The sequence below is a fragment of the Bradyrhizobium sp. AZCC 2230 genome (genome assembly GCF_036924495.1).
GTDB lineage: Bacteria > Pseudomonadota > Alphaproteobacteria > Rhizobiales > Xanthobacteraceae > Bradyrhizobium > Bradyrhizobium rifense.
Genome location: NZ_JAZHRS010000001.1, coordinates 8,261,444 through 8,279,422, shown reverse-complemented (window position 1 = coordinate 8,279,422; position 17,979 = coordinate 8,261,444). Strand labels below are relative to the sequence as shown.

Here is a 17,979-nt window from a genome sequence, read left to right as displayed (position 1 = left end):
CAGGTTCTCCCCTTGTTCACTTCAGGTTTCGCTTGCGCTCGATGAGCTGCATGATCAGCGGTGTCAGGATCAGTTGCATCGCCAGGTCCAACTTCGCGCCCGGACATACGATCGAGTTCGCGCGGGACATCCAGCTGTGCGGCAGCATCGAGAGCAGATAGGGGAAGTCGATGCCGCGCGGATTCTTGAAGCGGATCACCACCATCGATTCGTCGGGCGTCGGGATCCAGCGCGCGATGAACGGATTAGAGGTGTCGACCGTCGGCACGCGCTGGAAGTTGATGTCGGTATCGGTGAATTGCGGGCAGATGTAATGGATGTAATCGGGCATCCGCCGCAAAATGGTGTCGGTGACGGCTTCGGTCGAATAGCCGCGGGCGCTGCGATCGCGATGCAGCTTCTGGATCCATTCGAGATTGATGACAGGAACGACGCCGATCTTGAGGTCCGCATAGCGCGCGACGTTGACCCGGTCGGTGACGACGGCGCCATGCAGCCCCTCGTAGAACAGCAGATCGGAATTCTCCGGGAGCCGCTTCCACTCGGTGAAGGTGCCGGGCGCCGCACCATGCAGCGCTGACTCCTCGGCGTCGTGGACGTAGTGCCGCGTCGTCGCAGTGCCGGTCTCGCCATAGTCGCGGAACGCACGCTCGAGCTCCTCGAACAGATTGGTGTCCGGGCTGAAATGACTGAAGTGCTTGTTGCCGCGTTCGGCCTCCTGCGCCATGCGCACGCGCATCTCGGCGCGGTCGTAACGATGGAACGCATCACCTTCGATGTAGACGGCGTTGACCTTCTCGCGGAAGAAGATCTGTTCAAACGTCTTCTTGACCGAAGTGGTGCCGGCGCCGGAGGAACCGGTGATGGAGATGATCGGATGCTTCCTGGACATGGGTCACCTCGCTCACAACCGGAAGAAGCCGCGCCGCGCGAACAGCGGCGCAGAGACGCTGGCAACCAGCAGCGGATCGCAGTGCAGTTCGGCGACGCGCCGCACCTCGTTGCTGGAGCCCATGACCAGCGGCACGCGCTGATGCAGGTTTTGCGCTGAGAGATCGAGGATGCGCTCGCGTCCGGTCGAGGCCGAGCCGCCGGCCTGCTCGATGATCATCGCCATCGGGTGTGCCTCGTAAGTCAGGCGCAGGCGGCCGTCGCCATAGCCGGGCCGCGCGTCGGAGGGATAGAGGAACACGCCGCCGCGGGTCAGGATGCGGTAGGTCTCCGCAACCAGCGAACCGATCCAGCGCATGTTGAAATTGTGGTTGGCGGGCCCATCGGCGCCGGCGAGACATTCGTCGATGAAGGCGCGGACCGGCGAATCCCAATGGCGGCGATTTGAGACGTTGATCGCGAACTCCTCGCAGGCCTCGGAGATCTGCACGGCGCTGCGCGCCAGACGGAAGCAGCCGGCCTTGCGGTCGAGGGTGAAGATGTCGACGCCGTCGCCGAGCGTCAGCACCAGCGAGGTCTGCGGACCGTAGGTGACGAAGCCCGCCGCCAGTTGCGCCGAGCCGCGCTGATGGAAGGCGAGACCGAGATCGTCCGGCGCGGGCAGGATCGAGAAGATCGTGCCGACGGTCATGTTGAGATCGATGTTGGAGGAGCCGTCGAGCGGATCGATCGCGACGCAGATCTTTGCCGCGCGGTCGCCGATCTGCGGCTCGCGCATCTCCTCCGATGCAAGTGCCGCGATCGGCAGCTTGCCGAGGCAGCGGTGCAGGATGGCATCCGCCTGCACATCGAGGTCACGCTGGAGATCGCCGTCGCTGTTGCGGCCGGTTGTGAGGCCCGAGGCGTCTGCGAGACCCCCCGTGCCGATGAGGTCGGAGATCTCGATCGCGGCGGCTGCAATGGCATCAACTGCCGCTGCCACCGCGAGCGCACGCGGCGCCGTCTCGGAATACCGTTGAAGGTGGTCGTCCAGCCTGAGTTGCCCGGTCATCTGCGTCCATCCCCTTGCTGGCGCCGCATCCAGTTCCCTCCGTTTTGGAGGTCGGTGCGGTCGGTCCCGGCACGATGAGATTGACAGGGCCGGCTTAATAAGGAAAATTTCTATTCATAATGAGCGCCAAAGAATTTTCTTATAATGGCCCCGGCCATGCGGCGACCCAGCTCCGGCATCTGACGATCCGGCAGTTGCGCTCGCTTGCGGCGCTGTCGGCCAAGGGCAGCGTCACCGCGGCCTCGACCCAACTCGGGCTGACCCAGCCGGCCGTGACCCAGCAGCTGCGGCAGCTTCAGGACCTCGCCGGCCTGCCGCTGGTGCAGCGGACCGGCGACGGGATGCTGCTGACGGAGGCCGGCAAGGAGGTGCTGGCGCTCGCCGAACGCGTCGAAGCCGCGATCGCCGACTGCCAGGGCGCGCTTGATCTGCTCGCAGGGAAGACCGGCGGCACGGTGCATCTCGGCGCAGTCTCGACCGCGAAATATTTCGTGCCGCACGCGATCGCGGCGTTCTCCAAGCGCTCGCCGAAGATCGAGATCAAGCTGACCGTCGGCAACCGCGAGGAGATCCGCGAGGCCATGCATGGCTACGAGCTCGATTTCGCGGTGATGGGTCGGCCACCGGCCGACGTCAGCGTCGACGTCCGTCAGCTCGGGCGCAATCCGCACATCATCGTCGCGCGCAAGGGGCATTGGCTGGAGAAGGATTCAGGCCTCAGCCTGACCGATCTCGTGCACGAGACCTTCCTCACCCGCGAGCCGGGCTCGGGCACACGCACGCTGATGGAGGGGATGTTCCAGAAGTCCGATCTCGAGCCGATCATCGGCATGGAGATGAGCAGCAACGAGACCATCAAGCAGGCGGTGATCGCAGGGCTCGGCATCGCCTTCATCTCGGCGCATACGGTGGCGCATGAGCTTGCCGAAGGCCGCCTCATCGTGCTCGACGTCGCGGGACTGCCGATCGTCCGGCAATGGTACGTGATCCGCCGCAGCGACAAGGTGCTGTTGCCGCCGGCGCAGGCGATGTTTGATTTCCTCGGCTCGGAAGGCTCGAACTATCTGCCCGAATTGCCCGAGTTCGGCGGGAAATAGCCCGCCGATACTCAGCCCATCAGCTTCATCGCGACCGTCGCCGCCAGAATGACGATGATCTGGAGCAGGCGCTCTGTCGTGAAGATGCGGTTGAAGGTGGTCATCGCTCGCCCCGGCCGTCATAGAGATCCGGACCAGTTGCTAGCACACGCGGCCAGCGGCGTAACTCCGTAGTCGTCACGGGGTCTGCTCGCGCAGCGGATCGTCGGAACTCGAAATGTTTCGAACGATTCAAATCTGATGTTCCGGAATTGCTGAACGCCCAACGTGTTCATGCACGCAGTGACTTCGCGTGCACGGATGCGTCTTGCCCCGCATCCTGCCGCATCCTTGGGGAATTCGGCGGCCGCGGGGTCGCTGGACGCCCGCACCGCTTAGGCCGCGAGCCGCGTGGCGTAATCGGCGCGAGCCGCGAAATAGGCTTCCAGCTCCGACAGCGCGCGGGCTTCCCATTCGCTGGCCTGCTCCAGCAGCGACCAGCGCTGGCCCGGCCGAAACGCCGCGGTCTGGCGATAGAGCGATGCGATGCCGCGGTAGCGGCGCACGTTCTCGAAAATGGCGTGTCCGTTCATGTCGAAAACTCCCTTATTCCCGCGGGAGAAATTGCGGCCAAATCTTTTTCGAAAAGTTAGCGGCGCGGTCAAGCTGCGCGGATGGTTGCCGGACTGTTGCGCGCGTGCAACGCGCGCGCCCCGTGCAGCACCTTATTATTGCGAATTCGTTGCCGGACTATCGCCCGACGACTTCAGCCCGCCCCGGCCGTTGATCGTCATGCTCGCGCGGCAGAGATCGGCCAGGCCGATCAGGAGCACGGCGAGCAGGCAGAACAGATTGATGGAATCCGCGTTCGCGCTGGACAGCGGCATGAACTCGAAGAAAGGCGGGATGAACGCCCACCACACCAGCGGTACAGTGAGCACCGCCGCGAACACCGCCGCCGGTGCACCCGCGACAAGGCCGAGCACGAACAGGCTGGGCAGGAATGCCGCGAAATAGAGCTGCGCGCCGAGCGCGACGCAGACGCCTTGAAGCGCAGCCGACGCTGCGACGACGACAAATCCGAGCAGAAACGCCTGCCACGACCATGGCCGTACTCGCGGTACGCCATACAGTCCCGCACGCCTCATAGGGCCTCCCCTGCCGCCGTTAACCGGCCGCTTGTGACGAAAGTACTACAGCTGCAGGGAATTCGCGAGGCGGAAATTACCCCTTCGGGCCGCCCTCGCCGTGGCTTGGTAAACGGCCACGGCACACAATCGTACCGCTATTCGGTTGCCGCGTAGATCAGGCTGGCGACCGGCAGCGCAAGGCCAATGGCCGAGGCCAGCGGCCAGCCGCCTTGCGCGAACGCCCAGGTGCCGAGCGCGGATCCGGCCGCACCGGCCGCGAAGAACGTCGCCATATAGAGCCCGTTGAGCCGGCTGCGGTTCTCGTGCCCGAGCACGAAGATGGCCCGGAAGCCCACGATGACATTGCCCTGCACGCCGAAATCGATGGCGACCGAGGCCACGACGAGGCAGGCGAGATTCAGCACCGAGCCCGCCGCGCCGATATGCGTCACCAGGAAGCCCGCGACCACGAGTATCATCGCGACGATCGTGGCGACGCGGCTATGGCCGCTGTCGGCGAGCCGTCCTGCGATGGGGGCCGAGGCCACGCCGGCGACGCCGGCGAGCGCAAACAGCGCGATGCCGCGCTGGGTGAAGCCGAATTGACTCGCGAGCTGGAGCGGGACCACCGTCCAGAACAAAGTGAAGGCGCCAAACAGGCCCGCCTGATACAGCGCGCGACGCCGGAGCAGCGGCGTGGTGCGCGCCAGATGCGGCATCGACATCAGCAATGCGCCATAATGCATGCGCCCAACCGGCTTGCGCTTCGGCAGCGTCACCCAGAGCACAGTCGCGAGCACGATCATCAGCGCGGCGGAGCAGAAGAACACCGCGTGCCACGACAGCGCCGCGGTGACGAAGCTCGACACCGGTCGCGCCAGCATGATGCCGAGCATCAATCCGGTCGAGACGTTGCCGACGACGCGGCCGCGAATGGCTTCCGGCGCGAGATGGGCGGCATAGGGGATGATGATCTGCACCGCCACCGAACCGAGCCCGATGAACAGCGCGGCGATCAGGAACGGCACCGCATGGGTCGCAAACGCGGCCGCGAGCAGCGACGCTGCGCCGAGCGTGATGACGGTGCAGATCAACGTGCGGTTCTCGATGAGATCGCCGAGCGGCACGATGAAGAGCAGCCCGGTGCCGTAGCCAATCTGCGTCATGGTCACGATTAGCCCTGCGGCCGCGTGCGACAGGCCGAGCGCGGCGCTGATCGGCGCGATCAGCGGCTGGGCATAATAGATGTTGGCGGCGACCATGCCACAGGCCGCGGCCAGCACGAAGGTCAGTCGCTGCGACACCGCATCCGGCTCGGGTGCGGCGTCGATCGTGGCATTCATCGTCATTCCAAACTCTCCGACACGTCATAGTCTCCAGATATAGGAAACATTCATTCCCTAATTTTACAAATGATCACGCAAGCAGTTTCATCGCGACGCCGACCAGGCGCTCGCCGTCGAGCGGCAGGCGCGCCTTGCCGACAACGCGCAGGCCTTGCGTCACGCAGATCATCAGCCGCGCGGTGTCGTCGGCCTCGACATGGTCCGGAACCGAGCCGTCGGCCTGTCCCTCGCGAATGAGGCCGGCGATGAAGCTTTCGTTGGTCTTGAGCTGCGCCGTGACGCGCGCGCGGATCACCGGATCGACCGCCGACAGCTCCACGGCGCTGCCGACCACGATGCAGCCACGGCGCCCCTCACTGCCCTGGGAGTTCTCGACATAGGTCAGCAGCACGTTGCGCAGCTGCTCGCGGCCGTTCGCACCGCGCGCAGCCGCGCTGCGGGTCTGCTCCCGGCGCACCGACACATAGCGCTCGAAGGCAGCGACAAACACAGCATGCTTGTCGCAAAACGCCTTGTAGACGCTGCCGGTGGCAAGCCGCATGGCAGCAGTGAGGTCTCCAATCGAGGTGGCATGATAGCCCCGCTCGCAAAACACCCGGATCGCGCCGTCCAGGGCCGTGTCCATGTCGAACTCCCGGGGACGGCCGGGTGGCTGAGCGGCAGGCCGGGATTGGCGGGCGGTCTTCTGCATTGCGGGATAATAGGAAATGATCGTTTCCGAATCAAGACACCTGGTTGTGATTGGGGCTGACGACGATGACGCTGTGGCTTCGCCATTGTGCGGGAGTGACGGCGATAGAGCGAGGTGCCGTAGGGTGGGCAAAGGTGCAAAGCGCCGTGCCCACGATTCCGGCAATGAAGCACAAAATACGTGGGCACGCTTCGCTTTGCCCACCCTACGATGCCCGAGTGTTTGGCTGAGCTCTCTCCTCATTGTCATTGCGAGCGCAGCGAAGCAATCCAGAATCCCTCCGCGGAAAGACTCTGGATTGCTTCGCTGCGCTCGCAATGACGGAGTATGAGGTGACGGCTTCGCTCCATCCGGGCTACAAGCGCATCACCCCTTCGGCTGCACAGGCGTGCCGTCCGCCATGGTCGCCACGCCCTTCCGCTCGACGATCATCCCATAGGTCTGCGGCTGGCGGTGAACGTCGAAATTGAAAATCGTGCGCTTGTAGGAATTGCAGAGATCCAGATCGCAACGGGCGAGTGCGAGCTCGTCGCCCTTGGTCGTGCACCGCGCGATGATCTCGCCGGAGGGCGCGATGATGCAGCTGCCGCCGATATGATCGACGCCCTCTTCAACGCCGGCCTTGGCGACGCCAATCACGAAGGTGCCGTTCTGGTAAGCGCCCGACTGCATCACCAGATGATTGTGGAACAGCGAGAGATCATCATGCTCGGGTGCAGGCGGATTGTGCACCGGTGTGTTGTAGCCGATCATCACCATCTCGACGCCCTGCAGGCCCATGACCCGATAGGTCTCGCTCCAGCGACGGTCGTTGCAGATCGCCATCCCCATAACGCCACCGAATGCGTCGACCACGCCGAAGCCGCTTCCCGGCTCGAAATAGCGCTTCTCCAGATGCTGAAACTTGCGCCAGGGCTCGTGCTCGGCGTGACCGGGCAGATGGACCTTGCGGTATTTCGCGACGATGGCGCCGCTTTTGTCGACGAGGATCGACGTGTTGTAGCGATGGATGCTTCCAGCATCGACCGTCAGCTCGGCATAACCGAGGCAAAACCCGATGCCGCTCTCGCGCGCGAGATCGAACAGGGCTTGCGTCTCCGAACCCGGCATCTCGCGCTCGAAGAAGCTGTCGATTTCGGCCTGGTCCTCGAAGTACCAGCGCGGAAAGAACGTGGTCAGCGCGAGCTCGGGATAGACGATCAGATCGCAGCCATTCGCCTTGGCCTGGCGCATCAACACCATCAGCCGCACCACCACCTCACGCCTCGTCTCGGTCCTTGCGATCGGGCCGAGCTGGCCGGCCGCGACAGTCACAATTCTAGCCACGAATCTTCCCTCGTTCGTCTCCCGGAGTGACCGGGCCCAACATCGTGCGCGCGCATGCGACGGTCGCGCATATGCAGATTCCGCGCCTGTTGGAGCCGGTGCTTCACGATGAGCCAGTGCGCTCAGGTATTCCAGGAACTTTCGTTGCCAATCTGCAACGGTTCCCGACGATCTAAGACCGGACAAAAGAAACGCCCATTGCGGCCACGAACCCTGCTCACAACGCCGTGAGACAAGTCAGGGGAACGACGATGCGTGCACAGCGCGTTTGGAACGTGAATGGAGCCGCCAGCATCGGGCAGCTTCAGTCCAGATTGGACGATTTGAACAAGCGACTGAATCAGCTCGAAAGCCAGCATCCCGAAAGCTGGAAGGTGGAGGAGCTGAAATCGAGCGCGCTCAGCCTTTCGCGGGAGATCGACGACATCCGCTGCGCCGAGGCGACGGCGGCGTTGCGGGAATTGCTGCGGAAATAGACAGCGGCAGGCCGCAACGGATTCGTGATCCGCAGCGCGCCCGGCTTTGTGCACAATCCAGCCACATCTTGGACGTTCATTAGGTACCTGCACGTCTCGGGAGCGAGCGCGCGCTCGTCTTCGCGATGGCGGAACACCGATTGCAAGATCGTGAGATTGCAAGATCGTGACCGTACATCGCAGAAATTGACCAAGCCATGAGCACGCCCGCTGCTTCGGCCAGCCCTGAACGCCACATCGTCGTTCTCGTCTATCCGGACATCATGGCGATGGATGTGTGCGGCCCGCTGGAAGCTTTCGCCATGGCGAACGCGCTGGCCGGGCGCGGCCTGTACCGTCTGTCGGTCGCCGCTGTGACCACCGATCCGATCACGACATCGCTGGGGTTTTCGATTCTGCCCAACGCCGCGCTCGCCGATCTCGCTGGCCCGATCGACACGCTTCTGGTCGCGGGCGGATATGGCCACGTCGCCGCGCTGCGCGACCCGGCGCTGACCGGCTGGCTGCGCGAAGCGGCCCCGCGCGCGCGACGGCACGGCTCGATCTGCACCGGCGCTTTTCCGCTTGCTGCGGCCGGCCTTCTCGACGGCAAACGCGCGACCACGCACTGGGCGCTGGCGCCGTCTTTCGCGCAGAATTATCCGGCAACGACGCTCGATATCGACAGCATTTTCGTGCGCGATGGCCAGACCTATACGTCCGCGGGCATCACCGCCGGGATCGATCTCGCCCTTGCCTTGATCGAGGAAGATCACGGGCGAACCTTTGCGCTGCGCGTGGCCCGCAGCCTGGTGGTGTTCCTGAAGCGCCCGGGCGGACAATCACAGTTCTCGACGCATCTCCAGGCACAGTTCAGCGCGGTTCCCGCCCTCCGCAAGGCGCAGGAATGGGCACTCGCGCACCTCGCCGAGGACCTCAGCGCCGAGGCGCTCGCGGCCCATGTCGGGATGAGCGAGCGGAATTTTCGCCGGCTGTTCGTCGACGAGCTTCACGAGACACCGCGCGAATATGTCGAGCGGATCCGTCTCGACGAGGCCCGGCGTCAAATCGAGGACACTGACCTTCCCGCCCAGACTGTCGCAAAACGGTGCGGCTTCGGCTCCGTGCACAGCCTGCGGCGCGCCTTCGTCCGTCAGCTCGGTGTGACACCGCAATGGTATCGGGCGCAGTTTCAGAAGAGCGAAGCGGCGCGCGACGTCATTTAAACTTCCGGTTGCAATCTTTGGCCGGATTTAGTCCATCTTTGGCCGGGACTGCACACGCGGTACGGTGGCCGTCGCGCACCTTTAGTTGTTTAATCGCGACATTGCCCCGCCGCACGTCGCGGCGCCGAAAGGAGCGCATGCGAAATGCGCACCCGTGAAATTGTAAATCTATTTCCAGATATCGATTTTCACGCCGTACCGGCGGTTCTGGACCATCTCTCGGCCGGCGTGGCCCTGCTCGATCGCAGGCTCCACGTTCAATTTGCCAACAAGGCCTTCCGTGCCATGACGAATGACGGCGCGCTGGCGCTACGCGGCCGGACGCTGTCGAGCGCATGGCCGGCCTCGGCACGGCAATTCGACCGCATGACCCGCTCGGCGCTATCAGGCGCGCCCGGCGGCACCATGGCCATCCCCCATCCGGGCGACGGGCGCCTCATCACCATCCTGGTGACGCCGGCGCAGGGCCGCACCCTCGACAGCTTCGCGAAGCTCGGGGATCACGACAGCGCGGCGATCATCTTCATGCTCGATCCGGCCCGGCCGCCGGCGCTGCCGCCGCAATGGATCATGGACGCCTACAAGCTGACCAGGGCGGAGGCGCAGGTCGCGCTGCAGGCCTCGCTCGGCCATTCCGTGTCCACCATCGGGATCCGGCTCGAGATTTCGCGGAATACGGTCAAGACCCATCTGCGCCGCGTCTTCGCCAAGACCGGCGTCCGCGGCCAGGCGGAGCTGGTGGGCCTGCTCTCGGCGCTGCGGTCCGTGCGCGGGGACGATTGCGGGGCTTGAGGGTGGCATCGAGCTGATCGTCGCGGACGATTCGGCCGGGATCCCAGGAACCAACGCGCAGCCCCGCCATTTTCCATGGAGAGCATGGAGCAAAATCATGACCAGGCATCTGACGCGAGCCCATCTCGCGCGCGGTGTGGCCGGCGCGGTTTCCACGCTGGTCCTGTGCGCGACGGCAGCCTTCGCCATCGCGCACCATTTCGCGCTGTGAGGAAATTCGCATGACGTCCGACCCCGAGGAATCGGTGAGGCTGCAGGGCTTTGGCGAGATGACGTTGCGCACGGCGATCGCGACGGTGATGCTTGCACCGCGCGAACGCGCAGACGCCGCGATCTTCCGCGTCCGCGACGGCGTGCGCTTGGCCTCGAGCGAGATCGCCGAGCTCGCGTCAGAGTGGGGCATCACGCCGGCGGCCGAAATCAGGTCGCCGAAACTGGTCCCCGAGCCGCGCTGGCCGGACATCGTCCGAGGCATGGTGCGAGAGGCCCCGCTGCCGTCGCTGATGGTTGCGTTTTTGCTGGGCGTGCTGGTGACGCGCAGATGATGGCGCGCGCTCGCGAGGACACACTCGCGTGAATGGATCACGGTATGCCGCGAACTTGAAACAAACCCTTGTTTTGCTCGCGAAATCGGGATCCGCCCGCAAGGAACGCCTGAAGGCAGCAGGGAATTGGCCTGCTGTCGAAACCAGACACAGAGACAACCATGACACGTATGAAACTTGTGACCGCGGCCGCACTGATGGCCGCGATTTTGCCGCTCGCGGCAGCCAGCCCCAGCCTCGCCGCGGGACGCGGTCCGGGTGGGTGCACCCCACCGGGCGGAGACGCTGTCGGCGCCGCCGGTCCGGCCATGAACGGCGGCCAGTTGATGGCCGGCGTCGGTCAATGCCGTCCCATCGGTGGTTGGCATCAAGCCAACACCTACGGCAATTGGGGGCCCGGCTACGGATATGACGAGCCCCGCTGGGGCGCACCGGCACCGGCTTACGCACCCAATGCGTACTGAGGCCCAGTCCTGAAGATCACAACGGCGCGGTCGATCTCGGCCGCGCCGTTTGCGTTGGATGAACACCGATCAGAGTTAGGGATCCGGGCCCGGCGCGATCCGCGAGACGTCATTGACCGCGAGCGTTAGAAATCCGCGAGCCATGCCGCGGGCTCAGGCCGCCCTGCCCGACCAAATCGGCCGTGGACCCGCCCCGAAAATCGTTGCAAAAAGGCGCTCCCGAGGCGCTGGCGGCCGGTCCGCCAAGCCTCTGGAACAAGCCTCTGGAAAACGTCAACTTTTGGAATAATGGTCGGAGTGGCAGGATTCGAACCTGCGACCCCTCGTCCCGAACTTTGCGACGCTGTCCTAAATCATTTATCTATTTGAAGTCGACCTAACGAAAACACGCGAACAGACGCAGAAACTGCGGGGGTAGGAGTAGCTACCCGCTCGCTCGTATTGTGCGCGCTCTTGAACTTCCCCTCGATGAGGGGGCGGTCTGCGTCGGTCGGATGGGCTTTGATTGTGAAAAGGTCCGAATAGGCCTCGCGGACTGCTTGGCCCATTATCTTTCGCGACTGACTCTGATCTCGGTAAGCATGATAGCGTGCAGTAGGGGCTCCATCAGCTGACAAGAAGTCGAGCGACTTCAGCAACGGAATGACCGCGCGATGATTCGTGGATTGAAAGCCCAAGTCCTTGAGGTACTGAACCGTAAATTTATCGGGCGCTTGCCCGTCCGATAATCTCTTAAATAGGTCAGGCAATTGACCGTAGACTTGGACGTAGACATCAGGCAACGCCATGAAGCCCCCTTTCATGGACAACGAATGGTGGAGCACAACTTGCTCTACAACGGCATGGAGTCAATTTGGAAATCGGACGTGTCGCTGCTAAATGCGACACCAAAGAGGATGGCGCAGTATCGCTTAGCGTGCAGTGCGGTAGGCGTACCGTAGGAATACCGCGAAGCGCGAGCACAGCGCTCGGTCAAATTTCTAAGTCATTGAATGATAAGGAAATCTTGGTCGGAGTGGCAGGATTCGAACCTGCGACCCCTGCGTCCCGAACGCAGTGCTCTACCGGGCTGAGCCACACTCCGACAAGAGGCCGGCTTATAGCGTCGGGTTTGGCGCACCGCAAGCGGCCGAGATGAGGAATTTTATCCCTGTGAAAACAGGTCTTGAAACACAGGTTTTGCCGGCCGGCCAGGCCGGCGCGGAAGCTGCCGCCCGGATTTTGGCCGCCGGCGGGCTGGTCGCGTTCCCGACCGAGACGGTCTACGGGCTCGGCGCGGACGCGGCGAACGCCACCGCGATCGCCCATCTCTATGCCGCCAAGGGCCGGCCGGCCTTCAATCCGCTGATCGCCCATGTCGCCGACCTCGCGGCCGCGCGGCGGATCGGACGGTTCGATGTGCGCGCGCTGAGGCTTGCCGAGGCGTTCTGGCCGGGGCCGCTGACGCTGGTGGTGCCGAAGACGGAAAATTGCCCGGTGGCCGATCTTGCCACTGCGGGCCTCGACACCGTCGCGATCCGCATTCCCGCCCACCCGGTGGCCGAAGCCATTTTGCGCGCCTTTGGCGGGGCGGTGGTGGCGCCGTCGGCAAATATCTCCGGCCACGTCTCGCCAACCTTGGCGGCTCATGTCGAGAGCGATCTTGCGGGACGTATCGACCTGATCGTCGACGGCGGACCGGTCGCGGTCGGCGTCGAATCGACCATCGTTGGCTGCTTCGAGGCGCCGATGCTGCTGAGGCCGGGCGGACTGTCGCGCGAACGGATTGAGGCCGTGCTCGGCATGCCCTTAGGCCGGCCGCCGGTGGAGGCCGAGAGCGGCGACAGCCAGCCGCTGGCGCCAGGCATGATGGCCTCGCATTACGCGCCCCGCGCAACCGTCAGGCTGGGCGCGCAAGACGTGGCACCCGGCGAAGCGCTGCTGGCGTTCGGGCCTGATCGCGTGCCCGGCCAGGAGGCTGCCGCCGCTGTCATGAATTTGTCGCCCGCGGCTGATCTCGATGAAGCCGCCGCCAATCTGTTCGGCTATCTTCGCACTCTCGACGCGAAGAGCCCACGCGCGATCGCGGTGATGACGATCCCTGAGGATGGTTTGGGCGAAGCGATCAACGACCGGCTGCGCCGGGCCGCGGTTGCGCGATAAGAGTGGAAGTAGAGACGAGACAATGAACATCAATCAATCCGCCACCCCGCCGCTTGCGCCCGAGCTGATCGACCAATTCCGCAAGATCGTCGGCGAGAAGCACGCGATCACGGATGCAGCCGATATCCAGGCTTACGTCACCGAGGAGCGCAATCTGTTCCACGGCCGCTCGCCGCTGGTGCTGCGTCCGGGCTCGACGGCTGAGGTGTCCGCGATTTGCAAACTCGCTTCCGAACACAAGATCGCGCTGGTGCCGCAGGGCGGCAACACCGGCCTCGTCGGCGGACAGACGCCGCATAATGGCGAGGTGGTGGTGTCGCTGCGCCGGCTCGACAAGATCCGCGAGGTCGACACCGCCTCCAACACCATGACCTGCGAGGCCGGCGTGGTGCTTCAGATCGCGCAGCAGAAGGCATCCGACGTCGACCGGCTGTTTCCGCTGTCGCTCGGCGCGGAAGGAAGCTGCACCATCGGCGGCAATCTCTCGACCAACGCCGGCGGCACCGCCGCGCTTGCCTATGGCGTGGCGCGCGAGATGGCGCTGGGGCTGGAGGTCGTGCTCGCCGACGGGCGCGTGCTCAACGTGCTCTCGAAGCTGAAGAAGGACAACACCGGCTACAATCTGCACAACCTCTTCATCGGCGCGGAAGGCACGCTCGGCATCATCACCGCGGCGACATTAAAACTGTTTCCGAAGCCGCGGGCGGTCGAGACGGCCTATGTCGGGCTGAAATCGCCGGCGGCAGCGCTAAACCTGCTGACGATCGCACAGAGCGAAGCTGCGAACGCGCTGACGAGCTTTGAGCTGCTCTCTGAGATGGCGGTCGACTTTTCCGTCCGCCACGGCATCGACGTCCGCGATCCGCTTGCCGAGAAGCATCCCTGGTACGTGCTGATGGAATTGTCCTCTCCGAGCGACGACGCCCGCACGCCGCTGGAGACGATCCTGGCCCGCGCCATGGAGGAAGAAATCGTCGACGACGCCGTGATCGCGGCCAACCTTACCCAGCGCGGCAACTTCTGGAAGCTGCGCGAAGAAATGTCGTCGGCACAGAAGCCCGAGGGCGGCTCGATCAAGCACGACATCTCGGTGCCTGTTGCCACCGTGCCCGCCTTCATCGAGGAAGCCAACGCCGCCGTGGTGAAGCTGATCCCCGGCGCGCGGCCGGTGCCGTTCGGCCATCTCGGCGACGGCAATCTGCACTACAATGTCAGCCAACCGATCGGCGCCGACACCGCGGATTATCTGGCGCGCTGGCACGAGATGAACGCTGTTGTCTTCGAGATCGTGCTGCGCATGGGCGGCTCGATCTCGGCCGAGCACGGCATCGGCGTGCTCAAGCGCGACGAGCTGCCCGAGGTCAAGGACAAGACCGCGATCGAGCTGATGCGCGCGATCAAGGCGATACTCGATCCGCATGCCATCATGAATCCGGGGAAAGTACTGTGAGCGCTATTGCAATCGACGCGATCAGGGATGCCGATCTCGAGAACGTCGTTGCGCTGTGGCAGCGCTGCGGCCTGACGCGGCCGTGGAACGATCCGCATGCCGACATCGCATTGGCGCGGCGGCGCGACAATTCCACCATCCTGATCGGACGCGAGGCTGGCGCGATCGTCGCGACCGCCATGGTCGGCCATGACGGTCATCGTGGCTGGATCTACTACGTTGCGGTCGATCCCGATGGCCGCGAGCGCGGCTATGGCCGGGCGATCATGGCCGCCGCCGAAGACTGGTTGCGCGCCGCCGGCATAGCAAAGCTTCAGCTGCTGGTCCGGCGCGAGAATGCGCAGGCCAATGCGTTCTACCAGTCGCTCGGCTTCGAGGAATCGACCTCGGTGATGTTCCAGAAGTGGCTCGACGGCCGCGAACAGCCCCGTTAGCTCTCACCCGGAAGACAGCAATGACCATTTCCGACCGCGTCCGCATCAAGGATGTCCGCGTGCTCTCGGACGGCTGGACCACGCTGAAGACCACGGCGTTCGACTATCGCCGCGGCAATGGCGAATGGCAGACGCAAAAGCGCGAGACCTATGAGCGCGACAATGCCGCCGCCGTGCTGCCCTACAATCGCGCCCAGCGCAGCGTGATCCTGGTGCGCCAGTTCCGCCTGCCGGCCTTCATCCGCGGCTATGACGACCTGCTGATCGAGGCCGCCGCCGGCGTGCTGGACGACGCCGCGCCCGAGGTGCGCATCCGCGCCGAGGCCGAGGAGGAAACCGGCTATCGCCTGCACGACGTCCACAAGGTGTTCGAGGCCTTCATGAGCCCGGGCGCGGTGACTGAAAAAATACATTTCTTCGTCGCCGAATACGAGCCGGAGATGCGCGTCAGCGCCGGCGGCGGCCTGGAGCACGAAGGCGAGGACATCGAGGTGCTGGAGCTCGGCATCGACGAGGCTTTGGCGATGATCGCCGACGGCCGCATCATCGACGCAAAGGCGATCATGCTGCTGCAATACGCGGCGCTGCATATTTTCAAGTAGCCCCGCCGCGGCGGCAATTCTGACCTGCGCGGCCGTGGCGCCTGTTGAGCAAACCGCCGACTATCTCTAGTCTGCCTCTCAACAAGAACCAGGAGACGCGCCCATGTCCGCTCCGCGCGACGACGAATTCGGCTTTGCACCCGACTACGATGCCCCCGTCCCCTATATGCAGCGCACGCGGGATTATTACGCCGCGATCGGCTACACCACCGCGTATCGCTGGGCGCACTACACCGAGGCCCCGTTCCAGAAGCTGAAGAAGCCGCTGGCGCAATCTCGGGTGACGATCATTACCACGGCTGCGCCCTACGATCCGACCAAGGGCGATCAAGGGCCGGGCGCGGCGTATAATGGCAGCGCAAAGTTCTATCAGGTCTATGACGGCGACACGGCGAAGCAACACGATTTGCGCATCTCGCACATCGGCTACGACCGCAAGCACACCATCGCCACCGACAACGGCACCTGGTTTCCGCTGCCGCAGCTCTTGAAGGCGCGCGCGGCGGGCCGGATCGGCGAGGTGAGCCAGCGCTTCTTCGGCGCGCCGACCAACCGCAGCCATCGTGTCACGCTGGACACGGACGCGCCGGAGATTTTGGCGCGCTGCATTGCCGACAAGGTCGACGTCGCCGTGCTGGTGCCGAACTGCCCGGTCTGCCACCAGACCACCGCTTTGGTGGCGCGGCATCTCGAGGCCAACGGCATTCCGACCGTGATCATGGGGTGCGCCAAGGATATCATCGAGCACGCCGCCGTGCCGCGCTTTTTGTTCTCGGACTTCCCGCTCGGCAATTCCGCCGGCAAGCCACACGACGTTGGTTCGCAAGCACAGACGCTGGAGCTGGCGCTGAAACTGCTGGAGACCGCAAGCGGCCCGCAGACCACGATGCAGTCGCCGCTGCGCTGGAGCGAGGACGCCTGCTGGAAGCTCGACTACAACAACGTCGCACAAATGAGCCCCGAAGAGCTGGCACGCCGCCGCGCCGAATTCGACAAGCAAAAGGAGATCGCGCGCGGCAATCGGGCCGCCTGACGTCCTCCGATCAAATAAAACAAGGGAGAGAGACGTGACGCGACCGTTCGAGGGCGTGAAGATCCTGGACTTCACGCAAGTGCTGGCCGGTCCCTATGCGAGCTACCAGCTCGCGTTGCTGGGTGCCGACGTCATCAAGGTCGAGCGGCGCGAGGGCGAGGACATGCGCCGCACGCCGCTGTCCCGCGAATGGGCCGAACGCGGGCTGGCGCCCGCCTTCCAGGCCATCAACGGCAACAAGCGCAGCCTGACGCTGGATCTGCAAAAGCCGGATGCGATCGCGATCGTGAAGAAGCTCGCCGCGACCGTCGACGTCGTCATGGAAAACTTTCGCCCCGGCGTGATGGACAAGCTCGGCATCGGCTATGAGGCGCTCTCGGCGATCAATCCGAAGCTGATCTATTGCGCAGTGTCCGGTTTCGGCCAGACCGGCCCGGATCGGTTGCGGCCCGGGTATGACGGCAAGATGCAGGCGCTGTCGGGCATCATGGCGATCACGGGGCATCCGGAAACAGGGCCGACGCGCGCGGGCTTTGCGGTCTGCGACGTGCTCTCGGGCGCGACGGCTGCGTTCGGCGTGTCGAGCGCGCTCTACCAGCGCGACCGCACCGGCAAGGGCCAGCTCATCGACGTCTCCATGCTGGAGGCGACGATGGCGTTTCTGTCGGGACAAATCGCGGACTGGTCGGTCGCCGGCCATCGCCAGCAGCTCTCCGGCAATCAGGCGGTGAGCCGCCGGACCACCGCGAATTTGTTCAAATGCGGTGACGGCCACATCCTGCTCGCCGTCAACAACGAAAAACAATACCGCGCGCTGATGGCCGCGCTCGGCCGCGAGGACACGCTGTCCGATCCGCGCTTCGCCGACTGGTTTTCGCGTAACGAGAACGAGCCCGCGCTGCGTGCCATCATCGAGGAGGCGCTCGCCGCAAAGCCTGCGCGCGAATGGGAGACCTTACTGGAAGACGCCGGCGCGCCCTGCGCCAGCATCTGGAAGATCGAGGAGGTCATCGACCATCCGCAGATTGCCGCGCGAGGCGCCATTCAAGAACTGGACACGCCCTACGGCCGCCTGCGCTTTGCCGGCAGCGGATTCAAGCTCGCCCATGGCGGCGGCAAGCTCGATCGCATGGCGCCGGAATTGGGTGCGGATACAGATTCGGTGCTGGGCGAGCTGGGGTTCGATGCGGCGGAGATCGCGGCGTTAAGGGCAAGGGAGATTGTGTAAGCCGCCTCACACTCCGCTGCCGTAGGGTGGGCAAAGGCGCAACGCGCCGTGCCCACCACCTCTCTCGATCGCGAAAAATGCGTGGGCACGCTTCGCT

General features: G+C 64.4%; 20 protein-coding genes and 1 tRNA gene. 12 read left to right on the top strand and 9 right to left on the bottom strand.

Annotated elements, in window-relative coordinates:
- Positions 1-16 precede the first annotated feature (16 nt).
- Positions 17-892 (bottom strand): phosphoribulokinase, encoded by an 876-nt coding sequence (locus V1280_RS39460; protein ID WP_334535990.1) that lies wholly within the window; start codon positions 890-892, stop codon positions 17-19.
- 12 nt (positions 893-904) lie between these two features.
- Entirely contained in the window at positions 905-1,942 is a 1,038-nt protein-coding gene (locus V1280_RS39455; protein ID WP_334535988.1) for a class 1 fructose-bisphosphatase, read from the bottom strand.
- A gap of 119 nt (positions 1,943-2,061) precedes the next feature.
- Here V1280_RS39455 and V1280_RS39450 point away from each other — a divergent pair, with 119 nt between their 5' ends.
- Entirely contained in the window at positions 2,062-3,039 is a 978-nt protein-coding gene (locus V1280_RS39450; RefSeq protein ID WP_334535986.1) for a LysR family transcriptional regulator, read from the top strand.
- A gap of 374 nt (positions 3,040-3,413) precedes the next feature.
- Here the strand turns inward: V1280_RS39450 and V1280_RS39445 are convergent, their stop codons facing one another.
- The 5 genes from V1280_RS39445 to V1280_RS39425 form a co-directional block, all read right to left on the bottom strand.
- The gene (locus V1280_RS39445; protein WP_148776178.1) at positions 3,414-3,611 is read right to left on the bottom strand and encodes a hypothetical protein; all 198 of its coding nucleotides are present in this window, start codon (positions 3,609-3,611) and stop codon (positions 3,414-3,416) included.
- 135 nt (positions 3,612-3,746) lie between these two features.
- Positions 3,747-4,166 carry a DUF4118 domain-containing protein gene (locus tag V1280_RS39440; RefSeq protein ID WP_148776176.1) on the bottom strand — a complete coding sequence of 140 codons (420 nt, stop codon included), beginning with the start codon at positions 4,164-4,166 and terminating at the stop codon, positions 3,747-3,749.
- Positions 4,167-4,303: 137 nt separating this feature from the next.
- A complete protein-coding gene (locus tag V1280_RS39435) occupies positions 4,304-5,497 on the bottom strand; it encodes an MFS transporter (protein ID WP_334535984.1) in 1,194 nt (397 codons plus the stop codon).
- A gap of 67 nt (positions 5,498-5,564) precedes the next feature.
- Entirely contained in the window at positions 5,565-6,185 is a 621-nt protein-coding gene (locus V1280_RS39430) for a TetR/AcrR family transcriptional regulator (protein ID WP_442895190.1), read from the bottom strand.
- A gap of 366 nt (positions 6,186-6,551) precedes the next feature.
- Positions 6,552-7,511, bottom strand: a complete 960-nt coding sequence (locus V1280_RS39425; protein WP_334535982.1) for an N-carbamoyl-D-amino-acid hydrolase — start codon at positions 7,509-7,511, stop codon at positions 6,552-6,554.
- A gap of 251 nt (positions 7,512-7,762) precedes the next feature.
- On the opposite strand from V1280_RS39425, the gene V1280_RS39420 reads away from it, so the two are divergent.
- From V1280_RS39420 to V1280_RS39400, 5 genes are all read left to right on the top strand, one after another.
- Positions 7,763-7,987, top strand: a complete 225-nt coding sequence (locus V1280_RS39420; protein WP_148776162.1) for a hypothetical protein — start codon at positions 7,763-7,765, stop codon at positions 7,985-7,987.
- A gap of 197 nt (positions 7,988-8,184) precedes the next feature.
- Positions 8,185-9,192 (top strand): GlxA family transcriptional regulator, encoded by a 1,008-nt coding sequence (locus tag V1280_RS39415; RefSeq protein ID WP_334535981.1) that lies wholly within the window; start codon positions 8,185-8,187, stop codon positions 9,190-9,192.
- 144 nt (positions 9,193-9,336) lie between these two features.
- Positions 9,337-9,984, top strand: a complete 648-nt coding sequence (locus V1280_RS39410; RefSeq protein WP_334535980.1) for a helix-turn-helix transcriptional regulator — start codon at positions 9,337-9,339, stop codon at positions 9,982-9,984.
- A 221-nt stretch (positions 9,985-10,205) separates the two neighbouring features.
- Entirely contained in the window at positions 10,206-10,529 is a 324-nt protein-coding gene (locus tag V1280_RS39405; protein ID WP_334535978.1) for a hypothetical protein, read from the top strand.
- Between the two features lie 161 nt (positions 10,530-10,690).
- A complete protein-coding gene (locus V1280_RS39400) occupies positions 10,691-10,993 on the top strand; it encodes a hypothetical protein (RefSeq protein WP_334535976.1) in 303 nt (100 codons plus the stop codon).
- A gap of 353 nt (positions 10,994-11,346) precedes the next feature.
- On the opposite strand, the gene V1280_RS46950 is transcribed toward V1280_RS39400, so the two are convergent.
- Together V1280_RS46950 and V1280_RS39395 are read right to left on the bottom strand one after the other, a co-directional pair.
- Entirely contained in the window at positions 11,347-11,781 is a 435-nt protein-coding gene (locus tag V1280_RS46950) for a DUF5343 domain-containing protein (protein WP_442895189.1), read from the bottom strand.
- A gap of 219 nt (positions 11,782-12,000) precedes the next feature.
- Positions 12,001-12,077 (bottom strand) — tRNA-Pro (locus tag V1280_RS39395).
- Between the two features lie 68 nt (positions 12,078-12,145).
- On the opposite strand from V1280_RS39395, the gene V1280_RS39390 reads away from it, so the two are divergent.
- The 6 genes from V1280_RS39390 to V1280_RS39365 all read left to right on the top strand — a co-directional run bounded on the left by V1280_RS39390 (position 12,146) and on the right by V1280_RS39365 (position 17,882).
- Positions 12,146-13,135 carry an L-threonylcarbamoyladenylate synthase gene (locus V1280_RS39390; protein WP_334535974.1) on the top strand — a complete coding sequence of 330 codons (990 nt, stop codon included), beginning with the start codon at positions 12,146-12,148 and terminating at the stop codon, positions 13,133-13,135.
- A 22-nt stretch (positions 13,136-13,157) separates the two neighbouring features.
- Positions 13,158-14,585 carry an FAD-binding oxidoreductase gene (locus V1280_RS39385; RefSeq protein ID WP_334535973.1) on the top strand — a complete coding sequence of 476 codons (1,428 nt, stop codon included), beginning with the start codon at positions 13,158-13,160 and terminating at the stop codon, positions 14,583-14,585.
- Positions 14,582-15,019 carry a GNAT family acetyltransferase gene (locus V1280_RS39380; protein WP_334535972.1) on the top strand — a complete coding sequence of 146 codons (438 nt, stop codon included), beginning with the start codon at positions 14,582-14,584 and terminating at the stop codon, positions 15,017-15,019. The genes V1280_RS39385 and V1280_RS39380 overlap by 4 nt, the downstream gene beginning before the upstream one ends.
- Positions 15,020-15,039: 20 nt before the next feature.
- Complete coding sequence (locus tag V1280_RS39375) at positions 15,040-15,621, top strand: NUDIX domain-containing protein (protein ID WP_334535970.1); 582 nt, start codon at positions 15,040-15,042, stop codon at positions 15,619-15,621.
- Between the two features lie 103 nt (positions 15,622-15,724).
- On the top strand, positions 15,725-16,654 hold the full coding sequence (locus V1280_RS39370; RefSeq protein ID WP_334535968.1) for a glycine/sarcosine/betaine reductase selenoprotein B family protein: 930 nt from the start codon (positions 15,725-15,727) through the stop codon (positions 16,652-16,654).
- 34 nt (positions 16,655-16,688) lie between these two features.
- Complete coding sequence (locus tag V1280_RS39365; protein WP_334535967.1) at positions 16,689-17,882, top strand: CaiB/BaiF CoA transferase family protein; 1,194 nt, start codon at positions 16,689-16,691, stop codon at positions 17,880-17,882.
- The last annotated feature ends 97 nt before the right edge of the window (positions 17,883-17,979 follow it).

What these genes read in the sequence shown, in the direction of transcription:
- V1280_RS39460 (WP_334535990.1), bottom strand. Translation starts at nt 892, where the DNA reads ATGTCCAGGAAGCATCCGATCATCTCCATCACCGGTTCCTCCGGCGCC.
- V1280_RS39455 (WP_334535988.1), bottom strand. Translation starts at nt 1,942, where the DNA reads ATGACCGGGCAACTCAGGCTGGACGACCACCTTCAACGGTATTCCGAG.
- V1280_RS39450 (WP_334535986.1), top strand. Translation starts at nt 2,062, where the DNA reads ATGAGCGCCAAAGAATTTTCTTATAATGGCCCCGGCCATGCGGCGACC.
- V1280_RS39445 (WP_148776178.1), bottom strand. Translation starts at nt 3,611, where the DNA reads ATGAACGGACACGCCATTTTCGAGAACGTGCGCCGCTACCGCGGCATC.
- V1280_RS39440 (WP_148776176.1), bottom strand. Translation starts at nt 4,166, where the DNA reads ATGAGGCGTGCGGGACTGTATGGCGTACCGCGAGTACGGCCATGGTCG.
- V1280_RS39435 (WP_334535984.1), bottom strand. Translation starts at nt 5,497, where the DNA reads ATGACGATGAATGCCACGATCGACGCCGCACCCGAGCCGGATGCGGTG.
- V1280_RS39430 (WP_442895190.1), bottom strand. Translation starts at nt 6,185, where the DNA reads ATGCAGAAGACCGCCCGCCAATCCCGGCCTGCCGCTCAGCCACCCGGC.
- V1280_RS39420 (WP_148776162.1), top strand. Translation starts at nt 7,763, where the DNA reads ATGCGTGCACAGCGCGTTTGGAACGTGAATGGAGCCGCCAGCATCGGG.
- V1280_RS39415 (WP_334535981.1), top strand. Translation starts at nt 8,185, where the DNA reads ATGAGCACGCCCGCTGCTTCGGCCAGCCCTGAACGCCACATCGTCGTT.
- V1280_RS39410 (WP_334535980.1), top strand. Translation starts at nt 9,337, where the DNA reads ATGCGCACCCGTGAAATTGTAAATCTATTTCCAGATATCGATTTTCAC.
- V1280_RS39405 (WP_334535978.1), top strand. Translation starts at nt 10,206, where the DNA reads ATGACGTCCGACCCCGAGGAATCGGTGAGGCTGCAGGGCTTTGGCGAG.
- V1280_RS39400 (WP_334535976.1), top strand. Translation starts at nt 10,691, where the DNA reads ATGACACGTATGAAACTTGTGACCGCGGCCGCACTGATGGCCGCGATT.
- V1280_RS46950 (WP_442895189.1), bottom strand. Translation starts at nt 11,781, where the DNA reads ATGGCGTTGCCTGATGTCTACGTCCAAGTCTACGGTCAATTGCCTGAC.
- V1280_RS39385 (WP_334535973.1), top strand. Translation starts at nt 13,158, where the DNA reads ATGAACATCAATCAATCCGCCACCCCGCCGCTTGCGCCCGAGCTGATC.
- V1280_RS39375 (WP_334535970.1), top strand. Translation starts at nt 15,040, where the DNA reads ATGACCATTTCCGACCGCGTCCGCATCAAGGATGTCCGCGTGCTCTCG.
- V1280_RS39370 (WP_334535968.1), top strand. Translation starts at nt 15,725, where the DNA reads ATGTCCGCTCCGCGCGACGACGAATTCGGCTTTGCACCCGACTACGAT.